Below are 20,913 nucleotides of genomic sequence, written 5' to 3'. Positions count from 1 at the left end.
ATATCATTCCGGTGAGGTTTGGCGTTCGCCGGAATGATGTTGTTTGACAGGCTCAGCCGTCAGCATCCTTCCTTGAATGGCATCTCATCATCGAATTCCATATCTTTGACCAGCCACAATCCCTGACGATTTTTTTTCATTATGAAGCTACTTCTTTCGTACCTCAAACAGTACTGGAAGCTGGTCGCATTCGCTTTGCTTCTCGCGGCGATCAATCAGACTTTTTCTCTCCTCGACCCCCTGATCTTCCGTCATGTGATCGACGAATATGCGACGAGGTTCAAAGAATATACGGCGCAGCAATTTTTCAAGGGGGTCGGGCTGCTGCTAGCCGCCGCGGTCGGTGTGGCGTTTGTTTCGCGGGTTGCAAAGAATTTTCAGGATTATTACATCAACGTCATTACGCAGAAGCTCGGCGCCCAAATTTACACCGACGGATTGAAACACTCGCTCGAGCTTCCGTATTCGGTCTTCGAGGATCAGCGGAGCGGCGAGACGCTCGGAAAGCTGCAGAAGGTCCGGAGCGACGTCGAGCGTTTGATTGCCGCAGCGATCAACATTCTTTTTACAACGCTGGTCGGCGTCATTTTTGTCACCGTTTATGCGTTCAGCGTGCATTGGCTTATCGCTCCCGTCTATTTCTCTACCATTCCTATCCTGGGGATACTGAGTTCGGTGCTGGGCAAGAAGATCAAGACCATCCAAAAAACGATCGTCGCCGAGACCACCGGGCTTGCCGGGGCGACGACCGAATCGCTCCGCAACATCGAGCTGGTGAAAAGCCTGGGACTTGCCAAGCAGGAGATCGAGCGCCTCAACAACACGACGGGAAAGATCCTGAAGCTCGAATTACGGAAGGTCCGCTACCTCCGGAGCCTCAGCTTTATCCAGGGCTCTTCGGTCAATTTTTTGCGGACCTCGATTCTCTTCCTGATGCTCTATCTGATCTATGCCCAGCAGATCACGTTCGGCCAGTTCTTTTCCCTCTGGATCTATTCGTTCTTTATCTTCGGTCCGCTGCAGGAATTGGGGAACGTCATCAATATTTACAGAGAGGCGGAAGTGTCCCTGAATAACTTCGATGCCATTCTGAAGATGCCGACAGAACCGACGCCCGCCAATCCCGTCGTCGTGCCCGGTCTTCAAACGCTTGAATTCAAGAACGTCAGTTTCAAACACCAGACCGCCACCGTGAATGCGTTGAACGAAATTTCGTTCGACGCCCGGCTGGGCGAGACGGTCGCATTCGTTGGTCCTTCAGGTTCGGGCAAAACAACGCTCGTCAAATTACTCGTCGGGCTCTATCCGCCCCAGACAGGACAAATTCTCTATAATGGGAACAGCAGTTTCGATGTCGAGCTGAACCATCTCAGGGAAAAGATCGGCTTCGTCACGCAGGATACTCAGCTCTTTTCCGGAACGATCAGAGAGAACCTTCTTTTCGTCAACCCGAGAGCGGACGACGCGGAATGCATGGAGGTCCTCCGCCAGTCCGCCTGTCAAAGTCTGCTCGCAAGAGCGGATAAAGGCCTGGACACCATGATCGGCGAGGGGGGCGTTAAAGTATCGGGGGGAGAAAAGCAGCGGCTCTCCATCGCCCGCGCGTTGCTCCGGCGGCCGGACCTCCTGGTGTTCGACGAAGCGACGTCGTCGCTCGATTCATTGACAGAGGAAGAAATCACGTCGACGATCAGAGAAATTTCTTCGCGGAAGGATCTGATCACGATCCTCATCGCTCACCGGCTGTCGACGATCATGCACGCCGACAAGATCTTCGTCCTTGAAAAAGGACACATCGTCGAATCGGGAAAGCATCACGACCTTCTCGAGCTGAAAGGGCTGTATTTCGCAATGTGGCGGCAGCAGATCGGAGAACGGGAGGACGGAGCCAGACGCCTCGCGCTCAATGCCGTAAAAAATATCGCAAGAAATTGAATACCTCACGCTGGACTGCAGAATTTTCACATTCCAAGATTGTTGAACTCGTGTTGTTGTCCGTCTCTCCAAGCAAAGGGATCCATCGGTGATCGGAGAAATCAGCGCGCTACTAACGGCGTGCGTCTGGTCGGTCAGTTCCGTCATGTTCGCAGGAGCGATCCGCAGGATCGGCTCGGTGCAGGTCAATGTCGTGCGTCTTGTCATCGCCGCGATCCTGCTCTCTCTAACGATGCTCATCGCAGGGCTTTCTCTGACCCTCACATTCAAACAGTATCTCTACCTAAGCATCAGCGGGTTCATCGGACTAGTCTTCGGCGATACGTTTCTATTTAAGTCGTTTCACGTCAACGGCGCGCGTATCAGCATGCTCATCATGTCGCTCGCTCCGGCGATCAGCGCAGTGCTGGCGTATCTCATTCTTGGAGAATTGCTTTCCATCTGGGGAATCGCGGGGATCGTCGTCACGACGGCGGGAATTGCGCTCGTGGTTGCGTCGAATCAAACAAACGAAGAAGCGAACGTGAAGCTGACAAGAGCCGGACTCCTTTACGGGTCTCTCGGCGCGCTCGGCCAGGGAGCCGGCTTGGTGTTTGCCCGGTTGGCTTTTGTGGAAGGAGATATCAACGGATTCGTTGCCACGTTCATAAGGATCGCGGCCTCGATCGTCATCCTGCTTCCGCTGACACTCGCTACCGGGCGTTTCAAAAATCCGATCGCGGCATTCCGGAAGGACAAGCGCGCATTGATGCTCACCATCGGCGGTGCGATTTTCGGTCCGTACCTCGGAATCACGTTCAGCCTGATCGCGATCATGTACACGAAGGTCGGGATCGCAGCGACGCTGATCGCAACCGTGCCGATCCTCATGCTCCCGCTTGTCCGGATCATTTACAAAGAGAAGCTGACATGGCATGCAATTGCCGGGGCGTGTGTAGCGGTCGGAGGCGTTGCAATTCTCTTTTTGCGGTGAAGCCGCCACCGTATTGCATTTCGAGAAACTAATGCATAATTTTCGCGTCAAGGATACTGCGGAGTCGATTCCTCAACCATTCGCGGGGATAGCCTGAACAAGAAAGTACTTATCGTTGACGACGAAGATTTCCTGCGGAGCTTTTACTCGCATTACTTCGTCAAGAAAGGATTCACCGTCCTCGAAGCGGACAACGGGCTCGACGGCATAACGGTCGCCGAGGCCGAGAAGCCGGATCTTATTCTTCTCGACCTCATTATGCCAGGCATGCACGGGTTCGGTGTCTGCAAGCAGCTTCGCGAGAACCGTGCGTTCGACAAAACGACGATCATTATCACCTCTTCCAAATCCTACAAACCAGACATCGACAAGGCGCTCGAGCTCGGCGCCGACGCGTATGTCATCAAGCCCGTCGAGTTCGACGAGCTCTTCCAGATTTCAACCGAGAAGATGAACAAGCGGATGGGAGGGGGAGCGTGAACGTCCGATTCTGGGGATGCCGCGGATCGATCGCCACGCCCGGCCCGGCGACGCTGAAATACGGCGGCAACACCTCCTGCGTTGAGGTCCGTGCGGGCGGCCACATCCTGGTGTTCGACGCCGGGACGGGAATTCACAGCCTCGGCCTTCAACTTCAGAAGGAATTTTCTTCCCGGCCGATCACGGTCCATATTTTCATCAGCCACACCCATTGGGATCACATCCAGGGATTTCCATTTTTCCTTCCGGCGTACGGACGGCAGAACAAAATCATCATTTACGGTCCGCCGGGAAGAGACAAAACCCTCCGCCAGATCATGCATATGCAGATGGACTCCGACTATTTCCCGGTCGCCATCGGCGACATGAACCCGGGGATCGAAATTGTGGAGGTCGAAGGCCCCATCACGATCGACGATCTTTCCGTTACGAATTTTTATCTGAATCATCCCGCCATGTCGCTGGCGTACCGCGTTTCCGACGGGAAGAAAAGCGTCGTCTATGCGACCGATAACGAGCCGTACCAGTACATCCTCCCCGCGCAGCGAAAGGCAACGCGCCCGACCGGATTCCCGGAATATCTTGACGACAAACTGATCGAGTTTTTGCGGGGAACCGATCTCTACATCGGCGAGGCGCAGTACACACTCGAAGAGTACAAAACAAAGCTCGGTTGGGGGCACTCGCCGATCGAATCGATCGTCGATTTTGCGGTAAAGGGGAATGTCAAGCGTCTCGCCCTCTTTCATCACGACCCGTACCATGACGATGCGTTTGTCGACGGCATGGTCCGTCATGCTCAGGAACTTCTCGCAATGCAGAAGAGTTCGGTCGAATGTTTCGGCGCCCGCGAGGGGCTGGAGGTCGTCCTTTAGGTAAGTACTATTTTTTGAGCGGAGATCCTTTCTTTATTTCGTCACCCCGTCAATCCAATCCCCGATGACTTTCAGCGCTTCGGGATCGACCGTCTCCTCGATCTTTCCGTATTCAAGCGGCGCACCTGTCTCTGCCTTCTGGAAAAGATGATTTAATCCCGGAAGAAGTTTTGCAACGGCATTTTTGTTCCCGCTGGTCTTGAATGCAAATTCCAACCTTTCTACGTTCACTTCCGGAGGAACCTGCAAGTCCTTGCTCCCGTCAAGAGCCAGAACAGGGCATTGTACCTTTTCGAGCGCTGGAAGGGGATCATAAGCAACGAAGAACTTGAACCAGGGGGAGGTCAATTGTCTGACCGCTGCGTTCACGGCATCATGATTGATCGTGCCCACGGAGGCAGAGTCGCCTGACATCGATTCCTCGACCGCAGAACGGATCTTCTGCGCGAGCTTTGCGGTATCGGATTCTTCGCGGATGAGGGAATACAGTATTCGGTTGAGCCGCAGCTCTTTCATGATCTCTTCCGGCGAAACGCCCATCGCCGCAGAAACAAGAGAATCCTGCAGGTAAAGGATCTGATCTCCCGGAAGCGCCGGACCCGCCATCATCACGATAAATGCAACGTCGTTCGATTCGCTCGCGATCATCGGCGCGATGATCCCTCCCTCGCTGTGTCCGAGCAATCCGATTTTTTTACCGTTGACATCGCTCCGTGATTTCAGATAATTGATTCCTGCCCGCACGTCGCCTGCGAAATCTTTCGTCGTTGCCCCGCTGAAAACTCCGGTCGACCTCCCGGTTCCCCGGTCGTCAACGCGGAGAACGGCGATTCCCCGTTTGGTCAGGTAGTCTGCAATGACAAGAAAAGGCTTGTGTCCGAATAATTCTTCGTCACGGTTCTGCGGGCCTGATCCTGTGATGAGGAGCAGAGCGGGAAAGGGCGCGCCGTCTCTGGGCCGGGTAAATGTTCCGGCGAGGGTAACGCCTGCGTCCCTGTTCTCGTACGAGACCTCCTCAGCGTCATACGGGAACGGAGGCTTTGGCTCCTGCAGCCGGCCAATTTCGGCGACTGCCCGAACGCGATGAAGTTCAAGGGGAAGCGCCGCACCTTGCTGTTTCCACATTCCGATGACCACCGAATCCCCCGGCTGCACAATGCCTTGATAGGCTCCGCCGATCGCATTGATCGTCAGCACAAGGCTGTCGAGGCGGTATGAAACGTTGTCGACAGGAATTCCCTTCGCCCCCTGGTCCGGACTGTCGAGCGTTGCCTGTAATCCGGCAGCCGAGTCCGATTGAATATGAAACACGACTCGCAGTTCCAATGCTTGCACTTTTAACGTCCCCTGCCAGATGCCGGCAACGTTTTTTGCCGAGGCATCCATCGGTCGAGCGGCGCTCAGGCCGATGACGATCAGAAAGTAAAATAGATGAGAATTGATTTTCATATGAGCCCCGAGGTTTGGTTGCCGCAGTTTTCCGGAGTTGATTCTCCCTCTTTATGCCGCACATCCGGAATAATTCATCCAAATGTAGAATCTTTTCATCCGGAAGGCAATATCTCACTTTCCGTCCCCCGTTTTTGGCGATCTTGGACGGGGGTTGCCGCGATACTGATCTCCGATCGGGAACAAGATCAAATTCTCGAACTGTAACACCCCCCTTTTTTTTGTATATTAATACACTAATTTCAAAACGGGTTTCACCTGATTATTGATAACTGACCAACTGATCACTGTCCATGCTCTCTCTCGACCATATTTCGGTCCAATTCGGCGGACGCTATTTGTTCGATGACCTTTCCCTGATGGTCGGTCCACACGACCGCATCGGACTCGTCGGCTCGAACGGCGCCGGAAAGACGACGCTGCTGAAAATTATTGCCGGCCTTTCGCAGGCAGAGTCGGGAACGGTGAGCAAGGCCCATTACGTTACTGCCGGATATTTGCCGCAGGACGGAGTAACGGCAGCCGGCAAGAGCCTCTATAAAGAAGTGGAGACTGCGTTCGAGACCGTGTTGCTGGTCCAGCAGGAGCTCGAAGAAGCTCACACCCTCCTCAGCACGCAGGATCCGGCAAGCGCCGAGTATATGGAGACGCTCGAGATCTACGGCGAACTGCAGCATAAACTCGAAGACCTCGATGCCTTCCGGATGCAATCGAAGATCGAGCGGGTGCTGATGGGACTGGGATTTTCCGTTCCCGACCTGCAGCGCCAGACCGATGAATTCAGCGGAGGCTGGCAGATGCGGATCGAGCTTGCAAAACTTTTGTTGAAGGAACCGTCGGTCCTTTTGCTCGACGAGCCGACGAACCATCTCGACATTGAATCGCTTCAATGGCTGGAAGAATATCTCCATCAGTACAACGGCGCGATCATTCTCGTTTCGCACGACCGCGCATTCCTCGATTCGATTACGACGCGGACCTTTGCTCTCAGCCTCGGCACGATGGAGGAGTACGCGGGGAACTACTCATTCTACGAAAAAGAAAAAGTGATCCGCAAGGAGCTGGTGATGAATGCGTACAAGAACCAGCAGCAGCAATTGAAACAAACCCAGCAGTTCATCGACCGCTTCCGGTATAAGGCGACCAAGGCGCGTCAGGTCCAGAGCCGCATCAAACAAATGGAAAAAATGGACCTCATCGAAATCGAGGATGAAGAGGAAGAGATCCATTTTCATTTTCCTCAGCCGCAGCCGAGCGGCCGCGTCGTAATGGAATTGAAGGACATACAAAAAAGCTACGGCACGCACAAGGTTTTTTCAGGCTTGAATTACATCATTGAACGCGGGGACAGGATCGCCGTTGTCGGCGTCAACGGCGCGGGCAAATCGACCTTCTCGAGAATCGTAGCTGGGGTGGAACCGTTCAACGAAGGGGAGCGTCTTCCCGGCTACAACACCATCGTGTCGTATTTTGCACAGCATCAGGCTGAGGAGCTCGACTTGCAGAAGGAAGTGCTTCAGATCGTCGATGACGTCGCGGTTGGAGAAATACGCACGAAATTACGGACGATCCTCGGCTCATTTCTTTTCCGGGGGGATGATGTCTTTAAGAAAGTGAAGGTCCTGTCCGGCGGCGAAAAGAGCCGCCTGGCGCTGGCGAAAATGCTCCTCCTTCCTTCAAATTTCCTGATTATGGACGAACCGACGAACCACCTGGATATGCGCTCGAAAAAAGTCCTGCAGGAGGCGCTCGCGGAATTCGACGGTACCTATCTTATCGTATCGCACGATAGGGCGTTCCTTGACCCGATCGTGAATAAAGTGTTGGAATTCAGCCACGGCGGAGTCAGGACATTCCTTGGGAATGTCGGCGATTATTTGAGAAAGAAGAGGGAAGAGGGAAGCGGAAAGAAATCAGAATACAGAATACAGAATTCGGAATCCGGAGAGGACGGGAGACGGGAAAAGGGGGGCGAGAAAAAGAGGGAAGCGCATGCAAAGGAAAAAACCTCCTCCCATCATTCGACAAAGGAGACGAAAAGGATCGAGGCGGAACGGAGACAGGAACAATGGAAAAAAACGCAGCCGCTGAAAAAGAAACTCTCCGCCGTCGAAAAAGAGATAGAGCGGCTGGAATCGCGCAAGCGCGAGATTGAACAACTGATGGGAGACCCTGAATTTTACAGGAACGGGGAAGAAGCGAAACGGGTCTCCGCTGAGTATAAAACCGTTCAGGCCCAACTGAACGACAAATACTACGAATGGGATAAGGTCTCGCAGGAGATAACGAAAATGGAGGGGCAAAGCTGATGCCGGAGAAGGGCGACATCCTTGAGCTGACGATCGACTCGTCCGGATTCGAGGGGACGAGCGTGGCGCGGCATGATGGGATGGTGGTGTTTGTTGAGGGAGCGGTTGCCGGCGACGTCGTACGGGCTCAGATCTTTCGCGCGAAGAAGAAACATCTCGAGGCGAAAGTCGTGGAGGTGCTCCGTCCCTCCGCCAATCGCGTAACTCCGCGGTGCAAACATTTCGGCGCGTGCGGCGGATGCAAGTGGCAGCACGTCGAATACGCATCCCAGCTCGCATTCAAGCAGCAGAATGTAGTCGATGCGCTCGAACGGATCGGCAGGTTCAGGGGGGTTCATGTTCTTCCGATCATTCCCTCAAAGGAAATATTTTTTTACCGGAACAAGCTGGAGTTTTCGTTCGGAAACCAGCGGTGGACAGAGACCCCGCCCCCTGATCCCCTCTCCTCAAGGGGAGATGACCGCGGCGGGGCCAAAGAGATGCTTCTCGGCTTTCATGCGCCGCAGCGCTACGATAAAATTCTCGATATCGGCGAATGCCATCTTCAATCCGAAGTGAGCAACGGCATTTTGAGCGCGGTAAGGAATTTTGCAATCGAGCATTCCCTCCCCGTGTATACATCGGAGCCGCAATCGGGATACCTTCGCAATCTTGTCGTCCGCGAAGGGAAAAATACGGGGGACGTGATGGTGAACCTCGTGACCTTCGACGACCGTCCCGCCGTGATGAAAGACCTTGCCGGAACGCTGACCGCCTCTTTTCCTGAGATCGTCACCGTGGTGAACAACATCACCTCAAAACGGGCAAATGTGGCGGTCGGCGAAACGGAGAAGGTCTACTACGGAAACGGCGTGATCACTGAGAAGATCGGCCCCTACGTCTTTCATCTTTCCGCGAATTCATTTTTTCAGACGAACACGCATCAGGCCGAGACGCTGTATGCGATAACGAAGGAATTTGCCGAGCTTCGGCCGGCCGATATTGTCTACGACCTGTATTGCGGCACTGGAGCGATCTCGATTTTCATTTCCGATGCCGTCAAGCAGGTGATCGGCATCGAGCTTGTTGAAAGCTCCGTCGCGAATGCCGGAATGAATGCGGAGGCGAATGGAATCCAGAACTGCGAGTTCATTGCGGGGGACTTGAAGGATTTGCTGACGAAGGACGTCGGATGGAAGGAAAAATATGCTGCCCCCGACATACTCATCATCGACCCCCCCAGAAGCGGCATGCACCCTAAGGCCGTGGAGGAGATCGGCGGGATGAAAATTCCGAGGATCGTCTACGTCAGCTGCAACCCTGCGACGCTCGCCCGCGACCTGCAGTTGTTAGCACCGCACGGCTATACGATCGAAAAAGTTCAGCCGGTCGATATGTTCCCCCACACCTACCACATTGAGAGCGTCGCCAAGCTTGCCTTGCGGTGATGCCTTACGGGGTAAACGCCAGGCCGATGCTGCCGGTAACTCCGCTCACCGAAAACTCGATATTTGACGGCTGCGCGTTCCCCTGGTTCTCGAAATCCTCAAATTTTAATCCGCGATATGCCACTTCCAATTGTAAACTGACAGACGGCGTCAGCGGGACAGATGTCTGGGCAGCAATGCGGAATCCGTACGCAGGACTAAAAAGAGTGTTCGAGTACGTCGTTGTCCCCGTCGTTGCCGTGAAAGAACCGTTCTCGGAGATATATCCCAAGGCGTAGATGAAATCGAGTTCGATCTGAAAGTCGGAACTCAACGTCGATAACCCCGCGCCGATAGAAAAGGGATACACCGAATACTTTTCCGTGATCGACCCCCTTACTTTTCCGATTGGCGTCGAAGAGCCCTCTGTTTCCGGAACGGAAAAAGCGTAGTCACGTTCGGTCCATGAATACCCCGCCCGGAGAACCACGATTTTAGTATCCTGGTTCGGACGGATGGTGAGCGTGCCTGAAAATTCCGGCATCGACTTGATGGAATTGGTGGAGGAGCCGAGCGCTCCGTTCGTCTCGGCGATGCGGTCGTTAATCTGGTCCGGGTTCATTGCGTCGGCTCCGTAGCTTGCCGCAATTCTGAATTTCGGAACCGTCCCGACAGAGTCTCCCCGCTGGGCACGGACGCCGTGAGCTACGAAAAGGCTGAGAAGGAGAATGAGTGTGCGTTTCATAGTCACCCCTATTGTTTAAGAGCAGCGATTCGAAGGAGGGTGAAAACGTCCCCTACTCCGCCCGGAAAATTGAGCTGGTCAAGCTCGATATAATACACGCCGGCAGGTGCTGTGAATCCGTTGGCTCCTTGTCCGTACCATGTTACCTTGAAGTTTCCAGCTTCCTGAGCTCCGTTATCGACGAGAATTGCCTGAGTTTGATTGAACCGGTCGACGACGACCAGCCGGATCCACGGCGCCGCACTGGGCCGGACATCGGGAATGCCGTACTCGATCACCGTTGAATCGGTGAACGGGTTGGGATAGTTTTGCTTCAGCTCGTATGTGGAAGGAGGAGGATTGGCGATTTGCTGCTCGGCACATGACGAAAACAGAAGTGCACAAGAGGCGATCAGGAACGGAAGGTATTTCATACGAACCCCGCTGTGATTTGTGAACATCAACCCTGAAAAATTGATTTGCTTTGACGCGATACAAACATCGATCCGATCAATGTGTACGCGCGCTATCGCTCGCTGTTTCGGAATCCGCAGGAGCTTTCCTAGCCCTTCCGGATCGATCAATCAACGGGACCGCAAAATTAAACGTCTTCTGGGAATCGAACGATGGTGTCCTGTTTTTCATACTGCCTCCCGCAGGTACGAAATGACCGAGAGAGAGAATCCGGATAAAACGTAGAGAGAAAAGGAGAGAAAGTCAACACTGTAGAATTGCCGTTATTTCAGCCAGCGCTCGAAGAACCCGGCTACGCGTTCTTCGTATTCTTTCTGAGCGATGTTGTGTATGTCGGTATGGTTGGCGCCGTCGATCAGGTACAGCTCTTTGGGCTCGTGAGCATTGGCGTAAAGCTGCTCGCTGTACTGATATTTGATGCGCGCGTCGCTTTTCCCATGAATGAAAAGAATGGGAACATGGATCGACGCGAGCGAAAGGAGGGGCGAGACGTCGCGGTGCCGGAAATGCGCGATGTGTTCCGAACGCTTCATCGCGACGTTCCTGAGAAAATGCCACGGCATCCACAAGATCCTTTTTTGATAATCGACGGTGATCGTCCGTAGACTTGTAAAGCATCCCTCCGCAACAACGGCGCGGATGCGCGGCTCGATGCCGGCGGCTTGCACCGCGACGGCGGCCCCCATCGATGTTCCGAACAGCCCGATGTTCCCCAGCGGCGATTTCTCCCGCTCTATCAGCACGTTGATGGCATCGGAGACGTCAAATTTTTCGTAATAGCCGTACGTGCAGTATCGCCCTTCGCTTTTTCCGTGAGCCCTCGAGTCGTACATCATTACGTTGAAACGGCGGAAATGAAACACCTCGGCAAGGCGAAGACCGCTGATCTTGTTGTCGCCGACGCCGTGAAGGTAAAAGACCGTCCCGCGGGCGGGTCCATCGGCCGGAATGTACCAGGCATGAAGTCCCTGCCGATCTCTGTTGTTGAACCAGAAATCCTCGAACGGAAGCTTAAGGTCGGATGGGGAAGTTGGCTCGCCGCGCTCTTTGTAAAATTCTTCCCCCCGCCGGCGGGGATTCAGCACCATGATCGGGCCGATGGCGAAGATGACGGACGTCGCGGTGAACGCGAACGCGACGATGGCAATGAAAAGCCCCAGAAGTAGTGTCATGCTGCCGCCGTTTTTCTGTGTGCGAGAAGCACGGAGCGGATCGCTTCCGCCTCACCGGGGGAATTGTAAAAATGGGGGGAGACGCGTATCAATCCTTCGCGAATGGAGACCACGATATTTTCTTTTGCGAGGGAGTCGAACAATTGAGCGGCGTTCGGGCATTTGAAGGAGACGATGCCTGCACGCCGGCTGAGGTCGCGAGGCGTAACAACTTCGAAGCCGGCCTCATCGGCGTATCCGATAAGAAGGTCCGTCAATCGGTGGAGATGCGTCTGGATGTTCTCGATGCCGACGTGGAGGAGCGTCGTGGTTGACTCGCCCAGCGCGACAATGCCGGTGTAATTTTGCGTCCCGTTCTCATACCGACGGGCGGTTTCATCGAAGTCGATCCGATACGTTAGAAAATCCCCGAAAAAATTTCTGTTGCTGGTCCACCCCGCATATGCCTGGCGGATCTGTTCCTGCAATGCCTCGGAAACGTAGACAAATCCGAGCCCCATCATTCCCATCAGCCATTTCGGCGCTCCGCACGAAAGAAACTGGATGTTCGAAGAGCGGACATCCAGCGGCGAAGCCCCAAGCCCCTGAATGGCGTCGACGCAAAAAACAATGCCATGCCGCCTGCAGACCTCGCCGATGGCTTTGAGGTCCGCCCGAAAGCCGGAGAGAAACTGGACGAAGCTCAGGGAAACGAGCCGCGTTCTGGGTGTGATCAGGGTATCGATCTGTTCGGCGTTCACTTCGCCGTATTTCGTTCTGATGAAATCGATCTCGACGCCGAGCCGCTTGAGGTTGATGAAGGGGACGACGTTCGAGGGGAACTCGAAGTCGTTGAGGATGATCCTGTCGCCGGGATGCCAGTCCAGGCCCGACGCGAGCACGTTCAGTCCGTCCGACGTATTGCCGGCAAATGCGATCCGGTCGGCGGGAGCGCCGATCATTGCTCCGAGATTCGCTCTCGTTTTCGCCGCGGTCGGAAGAACTCCGGTGTATGTATCGATTTCATCGACCGCGCATCGTTGGAGATACGCTTCCACGGCGGCTTTCACGCGGCTTGAGAGCGGGCTGACAGCCGCATGGTTCATCCATATTTTTCCGGTGGAAAGAAAAGGGAACCACGACCGATATAAGGAAAGGTTGTACTCGTGCATTCTAAAAAACGACGTCGAAGTTCATAACCCTGCATTTTAATATACTGAGCGATGAAAGCTTTAGCAAGCTTTGATTCCGCTCTCAATCTTTGTATATTTTTGGCGGCTTTTTATAAGAAGGGCGGAATGAATTCGACACATCGACCGTTGCGCGTTGCATTGGTTCACGACTGGCTCACCGGCATGCGCGGAGGGGAAAAATGCTTGGAGGTGCTGTGCGAGCTTTTTCCGGAGGCGCCGATCTATACCCTCCTTCATGTCAAAGGCGCAATGTCTCCGCTCATCGAATCGAAGACGATTCATACGTCGTTTCTTCAGCACGTTCCCTTTGTGGAACAAAAATACAGAATGTACCTTCCCGTCTTCCCGCTCGCGATCAGCGCCTTTGATTTCTCTGAATACGACCTTCTTCTCTCGACAAGCCATTGTGTTGCCAAGGGAGCGCGGCCGCGCTCCACGGCGCTCCATCTTTGCTATTGCTTTACTCCGATGCGGTATGTGTATGAGATGTATGACGAATATTTCGGGAAGGGGCAGGCTGGACTCGCCGTACGTGTCGCGATGAAGATCGCCGCGCCGATGCTGAGGTTGTGGGACAAGAAGACGGCAGGCCGGGTTCATCATTTTATTGCGATTTCCGAGCATGTTCGCCGGCGGATTCGCCGTCACTACGGCCGCGAAGCGGAGATTATTTTTCCCCCCGTCGACACGTCGGAATTCCAGCTATCGGAGAGGGACGACGGATACTATTTAATAGTGAGCGCGCTTGTTCCGTACAAGAAAGTCGACCTTGCGGTGAAGGCGTTCAACAAGAACGGGAAGAGGCTGGTCGTAGTGGGAAAAGGTCCCGACGGCGAAAAGCTGCGCCGGTCCGCACGGCCCAACGTCGAATTTGTCGGATGGAAGAACGACCATGAACTCGCGTCGCTGTACGCAGGATGTACGGCTCTCATTTTTCCGGGGGAAGAGGATTTCGGCATTGTTCCGCTTGAGGCAATGGCCAGCGGCAAGGCGGTCATAGCCTACGGGAAAGGAGGAGCTTTGGAGACGGTGCAGGAGGGGATATCAGGGATCTTCTTTTATGAGCAGACGGTCGAATCCTTGGAGGATGCGGTCGCAAAGGCAAACCGAATAAAATTTGACCCGAAAAAAATTAGGGAGCGAGCCCTCCAATTCTCTCGGGAGATCTACAGGGAAAATATGAGAAGATTCATCGATGAAAAAATTGAAGCTATGCGTTCCCGCTGAAACGGTCCCCAGGTTAGCATGGGTTGAATTCTCATGAAGCATTTTGCGGTTTCGGCAACCAACCGTAAATACCTTTTTACCATCATCGCAGTTGCGGCCGTGCTCCGCATCTGCATGGCAGCTTTCTTTCATCCGCCGCTTATTTCGGACGACAGGGATTACGACGCGATCGCGCGTTCGCTTGTCCATGGCCAGGGATTTTCGCTCGACGGAGCGCCGACTGCGTACCGGCTCCCCGGTTATCCGCTCCTTCTTGCGGGTTCGTATGGAGTGTTCGGGGATGTGAAGACGCCGATCAGATTCTTTCAAGCAGCCGCGGATGTTTTGTCCTGCCTCTTGCTCTTCAGCATCGGAAAAAAAATGTTCTCTGAAAGTGTCGGGCTGATCGCCGCCGCCGCGCTCGCCGTATTCCCAATTCAAGTGTTGTATGTTTCGCATCTGATGACCGAGACGCTCTTTACGACCGTTCTATTGCTCATCGTCTGGGTGGTCGTGATCGAAGAAGATGATCTCGGCCTGGCCGCAGCCTCTGTCATCCTGGGAGCGCTGACAGGAGCCGGGCTTCTTCTGCGCACCACCGTGGCGCTTATTCCGGCCGTAATTTTTTTATACCGGTACAGACGCGGAATACCGTTCACAAAGAACGCCGGGGGATTGATGTTGATCGTTGCGACCGCAGCGATTGTCGTCGCCCCATGGCTGGTGAGAAATTATGACATGTTCCACCGGCTCTCGATGACGAGCAACGCGGGGGTCAATTTCTGGATGGGAAATCATTCCGGCGCGAGCGGGGCATACTCGTTCCCGCGGGACAATAACCCTCTTGCCGCCGTTGCCGACGATTTTGATCGTTCCGACCTCGGCTTTCAGAGAGGGCTCGACTTCATTCGAAGTCATCCCCTGGAGTACTGCCTCATCGAAGGGAAAAAATTCGCTCATTTTTTTGCGGCCGACTATTGGCTTCTCATGACGATGGAGTACAAACCGGAGTGGGCGACATCGCCGAACGCTGCGGCGGTGTTCTCTCAGCTTTCTCTGAGCAATATCATCCTCCTTCATCTGCCGTATGTTGTCGCAGTGCTTTTGGGAAGCTTTGGCCTGATCTGCCCGGCCAGGGGGAGTGAAAACAGATTTTTCCTGCTGCGGGGAATTCTTCTCTATTGGCTTGTCATTCATCTTGTTTTTTACGCGGATGCCCGCTATCGGTTTCCGGTAGTTCCTCTTTTCATTCTTGCCGCCGCGTACGCCTGGTTCATCATTCGGCAAAAGGCATATCAGCTGTCGAAGCCGCGTCTTGTCGGGTTGACGCTCCTCTGTCTTTTATATTTTGGCGGTTGGACAGGGGAGATCGTCACGCTCGTTTCAAAAACCTCCTCCCACATCCCTGTTGCTGGGCAAAATTACCTGAACAGCGACGAAAGCGCTGTACGACGCGCCTTCGTCCAAAATTCCCTTCCAAAAACGGCAATTGTATACTTGACAAACCGCTTTTCGTTTTGTATATTGTATCCATTGAATCAAACAAAGGATACGACCTATGAAAACCAACAAATTAACCCTCAAAGGACTTGCACACAGCAAAGCCAAGAACGAAGAGGCACGGCAACTTCTTGAAAGTCTGCGTTGGCCTGACGGCGTTGTTTGCCCTCGTTGCGAGAGCAAGGACGTTGTTGCTGTCACGGCTAACAAGGATAAGGAAATTCGTAAAGGCTTATATCGCTGCAAGGAATGCCGTCGAAACAAAAGAAGCAATCAGTTCACTGTCACCGTTGGAACTATCTTTGAGGATAGCCACATTGACCTGGATATATGGCTACAAGCGATTACTTTACTTTGTAGCTCTAAGAAGGGAATGAGTGCGCACCAACTTCATAGGCAATTAGGTATCACCTATAAAACGGCGTGGTTCATGGCGCACCGGATACGCTATGCAATGGGTCAATCCAAGTTCACGCGGAAGATGAGGGGTACAGTCGAGGCAGACGAAACCTACGTTGGGGGTCGGAGCCGTCGAGTGGGATGGCAAAAAGGATTTGAAAATAAGACTCCCGTTGTTTCCTTAGTTCAACGGAATGGCAAGGTTCGTTCTTTTGTTGTTCCTACAGTGTCCGCGAGTACGTTACGGCAAACGCTACTTGAAAATATCAATCCGAAATCCGATCTTATGACAGACGAGCTGCCGACGTATAGAAACATCGGCAAGAAATTCGCCTCTCATAATACGGTCGTCCATAGCAACTATGAATATGTTCGTGGTGATGTTTACACGAACACCGTTGAAGGGTTTTTCAGCTTACTCAAACGCGGAATCAACGGCGTGTATCATCACGTAAGCAAAGAACATTTACACCGCTATCTCGCTGAGTTCGATTTCAGATACAATCATCGGAAGGTTGAAGACCACGACAGAACAATTTCTGCAATTGCGGGATTCACCGGAAAACGTCTTACTTATAGGGACTCATTAAGGCAAACGCATGGATAAGAAAACGGGAGAGAAAAAAACAACGAATGAAAAACCTCTATCCCTATTCCCGCTTAAGGCGGAAGATGCGTTGAAGAAATTGCTACAGGTCTCTCCCCCGAAAAAAGTTAGTGCGAGAAAGCGTAGGGGGAATTCAAAGTGAACTAAATACAATCGCCCGTTAGAAAAATCTTTCTAACGGGCGATTGATTATTCAACCATCACGATTGATGGGTTGGAGTGAGTAGGGTCCAGGTAGCACCACCTCTACAGTGACTACATGGAGGGAATTTTTCCCCTCTACTCAAAGCAATTTGTTCACGATGTCCATTGTGACAATTGCTTATCCAGATGCCCGATCGCGGGCAAGACTGTCCGGTTGCCATAAGAATATTCCTTATTTTGGCCGTTCAAATAACCCTTGCTTCTTTGGTAAAGTCCCTACATATTGGGGCTGCGTTTTTCGGGAACCGTATACAAGGCGTTAGCTGTTTTGCATTACGGGTATGCAAAGGGCCGAAAGGCCCCGCGTAGCAGGGCGTTAATATGGTGAACCACGCGCACGGAAAATGAAGCCTTCAAAGGGCTGCATGATCCCGCGCCAAGTGTTTATCATCTTGCGCTCCTTTCCTGAATGAGGAGATGTTACCAGCATCTCCGGTTGTATGTACCAATTGGCTCTTAGTGAGCCGGTAAAAAGCAAAAAGCCCGTACGTCTTCCGACGTACGGGCTACTTTTTTGGATTTATGAGCTATAAAACGGCTACATTAATTTCCATTAAATATCAGAAAAATCAATTTTTCCCTTGACAACTGGGCAAAATTTGACGATATTTATAGCACGTCATCGAAGACGGTATCCAAAGCAAAGCCAATCTTGGTGGATGGAGTTTTCAAAGGCACTCGCGCTAACGAGTGCTTTTGTGTTTTTGGACTCTTCTTTGGTTTACTACATTTGTCTGATAGGTGTTAGCACTCGGCGGGAGGGAGTGCTAAGGATTTTTCCCCTACCATAACGGTTATAAAAGTAACAGGTTCGGGGCCGCAAGTCAAGTAAATAATGAGAAATAAAATTTGGGGTAAAAATAATGCTTGACACTAAAATACGGTGCCGCCCGTAAGTGTGCTTTAAATCACATTCTTACTGTTAAACACAATTTTTCGCGGAAATTTCAATCTATATTTTTTTTAGAAAATGCCGATATTGTTTAGTAGGCTTTTGATGGATCTCAAAGCTTGACAGTAACTGAGTTTTTCGATATACTTGTGCCACAACGACTAACCATTTACCTATCACAACATCCATCGGGGTTCAATCATGGAATGTACTTTTTTACTTAGCGTGCTATTGTTTCAAGACAAAGGGACTGGAAATTGGATAGCCCAATGTCTTGAACACAATATTGCAGCTCAAGGAAAAAACATCCAAAAAGCCGTTGAAGCATTTACCAAGACGTTTGTTGGGCAAGTTGTACTTGATGTGAAATATGACAGAAAGCCCCTCGAAGGAATTCCTAAAGCTCCAGCGATGTATTGGGATAAGTTTTTTAATCAATCTTCAAAATTATCTGAGCGCCATCCAGTTTACTTACCGGATTCAATTCCTTCCACAGTAAATGCGCGAATGGAAGATTTAAGAGTTTACGCATAAAACGTTGGGGGAATTTTGGCTTATCCATTTGGTAAGGCTCCAACCTTCGGGGAATTAAAAAGTAAACTGAAAACCGACTACGGATGCGAGTTCAAGGCTGAAACGGATGTAACGGATCAGGCCGGACAACCATTTAAGATTGAGTATTTTGAGAGGAAGGTAAACGGTACAGTTTTGACCTGTACCGTTTCCTTTGAAAGTGATAGTGATATTGTGTCGCTTTGGATCGTGCAGAATATTTGTGACCGCCTGAAAATTACCCCACGCCCATACGGGTTAACCCTCGACATAAACGTCAATTAACACTCCCGATTTTTAGCGTTATTTTCGCGTTGCATATCCCTGTATAATTTGCACTTGTCAAGTGGAGGGTTCGAGAATTGTCCAGCAACGGGAACGGGCATTTGTGTTTTCAGTCACGCACTCTCAACGGTTTGTTAAGTATACAATCACCCCAAGGTGCTGGGCTACTTTGGATTCAGGGTTCATCAGTTTAGGGTCTTGCTGGCATGGGGATTGATAATGGAAGGGGGTTTCATTAGCTTTGGCCTACCACAAATTCAGGGAGAATCCGATGAAAACCTTCATGCTTCTATTGCTACTTTCCGCTGGGGCGTTGGCTCAAACAAAAGATGGCGACCGATATAAGATTGTCCAGCTACATGACATTGCCGGTGTCCCGCAGGTGATAATGATTGACAGCGAGACCGGGAAAACATGGTGCTTGGTGTCTGATACGGTTTACTTTGCATCCAAAGAGAATCTTTTTGAGGTCAAAAGCCCTACATGGAGAATGATCCCGTTTGAAAAAATAGATGGGTATGGATTTAAGACTATGAATTTCACCGACCATCCGGAGAAAAGTCATGAACAATGACCCAAAACAATACGAGTATTGCCACGTACGAGAAACCACCGCTACGTTAATACTTATTCCTCATGGAACATTTTCCCGTATGTCCCAAGACGAGATTAAAAAGAAACAAAAACAACTTCAAGAAACCGCCAACGAATTAAAGCTCGATGGTTCGGTCGCTCTTTGCTGGAAAGATAAAAAGGGAAATACAGTTTATTTTGCGCCTCCAAACTGGAAGGAATTTCTTGAGGAAAGATATCCCGTTGACTACATAGTCGGAAAGTTTAGTGGTAAAATTGTTCTCCGCTAAACTGCGCTGATACATGTCTTCCACTTCCTTCGGAAACTTCCCACCAACGACGGTGAAGAACACATACTCAGAAGAGTTATCATTTTTATCCATACCCTAAAAATAACGGATATAGAATCCCGTTGCAATAATATTTCTCAAAATAATACTTGACAATTATATAAGTATCAATTATATTGCAACATGATAAAGACGAAAGTTATACAAAGTGCCGATGCCTCTCACTACTTCACAGTGGACGAAGCGGCTAACCTGCTGGGAATCAAACCTACGGCGATACGGAATTATTTGAGCTGGGGGAAAATGATTGCCTACAAGTTTAAGACGCTAACACTGATAAGCAAAGAAGAAATTGAACGCTGGAAGGATAGGCAAAAGTAAATAAAAAGGCCGCCAAGTGCGTCAACACTCAACGGCCTCAATTCAATCACTTGCCCGCTATGAACGAGCAAACGACCAACTGCAATATACGTTCGTTGTGGGCTAAAAGTCAAGAGGCTCACAATGAACCGCTTACCGCTCGAAAAGCAATCCCTCGTTCTTAATTCTCTCATTGAGGGGAATTCAATCCGCTCCACTGTTAGGCTAACCGGAGTAAGCAAAAAGACTGTCTTGCGCTTGCTCATTGAGGCTGGCTATAGGTCAATGGATATTCTCGACCGTGAAATGGTGAATATCAAGGCTAACTTCGTCCAGGTAGATGAAATTTGGACTTACGTTGGACGGAAACAAAAGAAGGTGTTGCCTCGTGAAGGTGAAGAAGTGGGCGACCAATACGTATTTGTTGCGATGGATTCAGATACTAAGGTTGTGCCTTCGTTTGTTGTGGGGAAGCGTTCACAAGAAAATGCCCTTACACTTCTCAAAGACTTGCAATACAGAATCCCTAACCGCTTCCAGCTTAGCACAGATTCATTCGCTCCGTACTACAACGCTGTAGATACGGTCTTTGGGGAAGATATTGACTATGGACAGATCCAAAAACAATACGCGGAAGATTCAGCGGGTTACAAGCGGTACAGTCCTGCGGATATTGTGAGGGTAATAATACGCCCCTTAATCGGTAAGCCTAAACGAAAGAGAATCAGCACTTCCCACATTGAACGTCAAAACCTTACAATGCGGATGCACATGCGACGATTTACCCGCCTCACTAATGGATTCTCAAAGAGCCTCGAACATCACAAGGCCGCAGTTGCCTTGCACTTCTACCACTACAATTTCATGCGGATTCATTCCAGCCTACGGGTTACTCCGGCGATGGAAGCCCACGTTACAAATAGGCTATGGACTTGGGAAGATTTATTCACTCGTACCGCAAAAGCCGCTTAGCACTTTCCATAAAAAAGCCCGTTCAATTCTGTCTAAAAACGGGCTTTTCTGTTTTTTCTACCTATCCACAATTCAGCTAAAAATCCCCCAATATATCAGCTAAT

Annotated in this window: 21 protein-coding genes; 16 read left to right on the top strand and 5 right to left on the bottom strand. The window is 51.4% G+C overall.

Annotation, left to right across the window (positions count from 1 at the left end):
- The first annotated feature begins 141 nt into the window (after positions 1 to 141).
- The 4 genes from VMF88_12210 (at position 142) to VMF88_12195 (ending at position 4,263) form a co-directional block, all read left to right on the top strand.
- Complete coding sequence (locus VMF88_12210) at positions 142 to 1,935, top strand: ABC transporter ATP-binding protein (GenBank protein ID HTY11822.1); 1,794 nt, start codon at positions 142 to 144, stop codon at positions 1,933 to 1,935.
- 88 nt (positions 1,936 to 2,023) lie between these two features.
- Positions 2,024 to 2,908, top strand: a complete 885-nt coding sequence (locus VMF88_12205; GenBank protein ID HTY11821.1) for a DMT family transporter — start codon at positions 2,024 to 2,026, stop codon at positions 2,906 to 2,908.
- Between the two features lie 78 nt (positions 2,909 to 2,986).
- A complete protein-coding gene (locus VMF88_12200; GenBank protein HTY11820.1) occupies positions 2,987 to 3,388 on the top strand; it encodes a response regulator in 402 nt (133 codons plus the stop codon).
- Positions 3,385 to 4,263, top strand: a complete 879-nt coding sequence (locus VMF88_12195; protein HTY11819.1) for an MBL fold metallo-hydrolase — start codon at positions 3,385 to 3,387, stop codon at positions 4,261 to 4,263. Before VMF88_12200 ends, VMF88_12195 begins: the two co-directional genes overlap by 4 nt.
- Positions 4,264 to 4,296: 33 nt before the next feature.
- Here the strand turns inward: VMF88_12195 and VMF88_12190 are convergent, their stop codons facing one another.
- Positions 4,297 to 5,712, bottom strand: a complete 1,416-nt coding sequence (locus VMF88_12190; GenBank protein ID HTY11818.1) for an alpha/beta fold hydrolase — start codon at positions 5,710 to 5,712, stop codon at positions 4,297 to 4,299.
- Between the two features lie 293 nt (positions 5,713 to 6,005).
- On the opposite strand from VMF88_12190, the gene VMF88_12185 reads away from it, so the two are divergent.
- Together VMF88_12185 and rlmD are read left to right on the top strand one after the other, a co-directional pair.
- Positions 6,006 to 8,021 carry an ATP-binding cassette domain-containing protein gene (locus VMF88_12185; GenBank protein ID HTY11817.1) on the top strand — a complete coding sequence of 672 codons (2,016 nt, stop codon included), beginning with the start codon at positions 6,006 to 6,008 and terminating at the stop codon, positions 8,019 to 8,021.
- Entirely contained in the window at positions 8,021 to 9,448 is a 1,428-nt protein-coding gene (gene rlmD / locus VMF88_12180) for a 23S rRNA (uracil(1939)-C(5))-methyltransferase RlmD (GenBank protein HTY11816.1), read from the top strand. Before VMF88_12185 ends, rlmD begins: the two co-directional genes overlap by 1 nt.
- A 4-nt stretch (positions 9,449 to 9,452) precedes the next feature.
- On the opposite strand, the gene VMF88_12175 is transcribed toward rlmD, so the two are convergent.
- The 4 genes from VMF88_12175 to VMF88_12160 all read right to left on the bottom strand — a co-directional run bounded on the left by VMF88_12175 (position 9,453) and on the right by VMF88_12160 (position 12,882).
- The gene (locus VMF88_12175) at positions 9,453 to 10,172 is read right to left on the bottom strand and encodes a hypothetical protein (GenBank protein HTY11815.1); all 720 of its coding nucleotides are present in this window, start codon (positions 10,170 to 10,172) and stop codon (positions 9,453 to 9,455) included.
- An 8-nt stretch (positions 10,173 to 10,180) separates the two neighbouring features.
- Positions 10,181 to 10,585: a hypothetical protein gene (locus VMF88_12170; GenBank protein ID HTY11814.1), complete on the bottom strand. Its 405-nt coding sequence runs from the start codon at positions 10,583 to 10,585 to the stop codon at positions 10,181 to 10,183.
- A 303-nt stretch (positions 10,586 to 10,888) separates the two neighbouring features.
- A complete protein-coding gene (locus VMF88_12165) occupies positions 10,889 to 11,797 on the bottom strand; it encodes an alpha/beta hydrolase (protein HTY11813.1) in 909 nt (302 codons plus the stop codon).
- Positions 11,794 to 12,882, bottom strand: a complete 1,089-nt coding sequence (locus VMF88_12160; GenBank protein HTY11812.1) for an aminotransferase class V-fold PLP-dependent enzyme — start codon at positions 12,880 to 12,882, stop codon at positions 11,794 to 11,796. The genes VMF88_12165 and VMF88_12160 overlap by 4 nt, the downstream gene beginning before the upstream one ends.
- Before the next feature lie 192 nt (positions 12,883 to 13,074).
- Here VMF88_12160 and VMF88_12155 point away from each other — a divergent pair, with 192 nt between their 5' ends.
- From VMF88_12155 to VMF88_12110, 10 genes are all read left to right on the top strand, one after another.
- Complete coding sequence (locus tag VMF88_12155; GenBank protein ID HTY11811.1) at positions 13,075 to 14,196, top strand: glycosyltransferase; 1,122 nt, start codon at positions 13,075 to 13,077, stop codon at positions 14,194 to 14,196.
- Positions 14,197 to 14,229: 33 nt separating this feature from the next.
- On the top strand, positions 14,230 to 15,810 hold the full coding sequence (locus VMF88_12150) for a glycosyltransferase family 39 protein (GenBank protein HTY11810.1): 1,581 nt from the start codon (positions 14,230 to 14,232) through the stop codon (positions 15,808 to 15,810).
- Entirely contained in the window at positions 15,734 to 16,681 is a 948-nt protein-coding gene (locus VMF88_12145; protein ID HTY11809.1) for an IS1595 family transposase, read from the top strand. Before VMF88_12150 ends, VMF88_12145 begins: the two co-directional genes overlap by 77 nt.
- Entirely contained in the window at positions 16,674 to 16,823 is a 150-nt protein-coding gene (locus VMF88_12140) for a hypothetical protein (protein HTY11808.1), read from the top strand. The genes VMF88_12145 and VMF88_12140 overlap by 8 nt, the downstream gene beginning before the upstream one ends.
- Positions 16,824 to 17,978: 1,155 nt before the next feature.
- On the top strand, positions 17,979 to 18,311 hold the full coding sequence (locus VMF88_12135) for a hypothetical protein (GenBank protein ID HTY11807.1): 333 nt from the start codon (positions 17,979 to 17,981) through the stop codon (positions 18,309 to 18,311).
- 15 nt (positions 18,312 to 18,326) lie between these two features.
- Positions 18,327 to 18,614, top strand: coding sequence for a hypothetical protein (locus VMF88_12130; GenBank protein HTY11806.1), 288 nt, complete (start codon positions 18,327 to 18,329; stop codon positions 18,612 to 18,614).
- 271 nt (positions 18,615 to 18,885) lie between these two features.
- The gene (locus tag VMF88_12125; protein ID HTY11805.1) at positions 18,886 to 19,188 is read left to right on the top strand and encodes a hypothetical protein; all 303 of its coding nucleotides are present in this window, start codon (positions 18,886 to 18,888) and stop codon (positions 19,186 to 19,188) included.
- Positions 19,178 to 19,477 (top strand): hypothetical protein, encoded by a 300-nt coding sequence (locus tag VMF88_12120; protein HTY11804.1) that lies wholly within the window; start codon positions 19,178 to 19,180, stop codon positions 19,475 to 19,477. The genes VMF88_12125 and VMF88_12120 overlap by 11 nt, the downstream gene beginning before the upstream one ends.
- 183 nt (positions 19,478 to 19,660) lie before the next feature.
- On the top strand, positions 19,661 to 19,858 hold the full coding sequence (locus tag VMF88_12115; protein ID HTY11803.1) for a helix-turn-helix domain-containing protein: 198 nt from the start codon (positions 19,661 to 19,663) through the stop codon (positions 19,856 to 19,858).
- A gap of 123 nt (positions 19,859 to 19,981) precedes the next feature.
- Positions 19,982 to 20,809, top strand: a complete 828-nt coding sequence (locus tag VMF88_12110) for an IS1 family transposase (protein HTY11802.1) — start codon at positions 19,982 to 19,984, stop codon at positions 20,807 to 20,809.
- Positions 20,810 to 20,913 lie beyond the last annotated feature (104 nt).

This window comes from Bacteroidota bacterium, from assembly GCA_035506275.1.
GTDB lineage: Bacteria > Bacteroidota > Ignavibacteria > UBA10030 > UBA8401 > JAGVPT01.
Note: the sequence above shows the minus strand (reverse complement) of the source record. Positions and strands in the feature narration are given on the sequence as shown.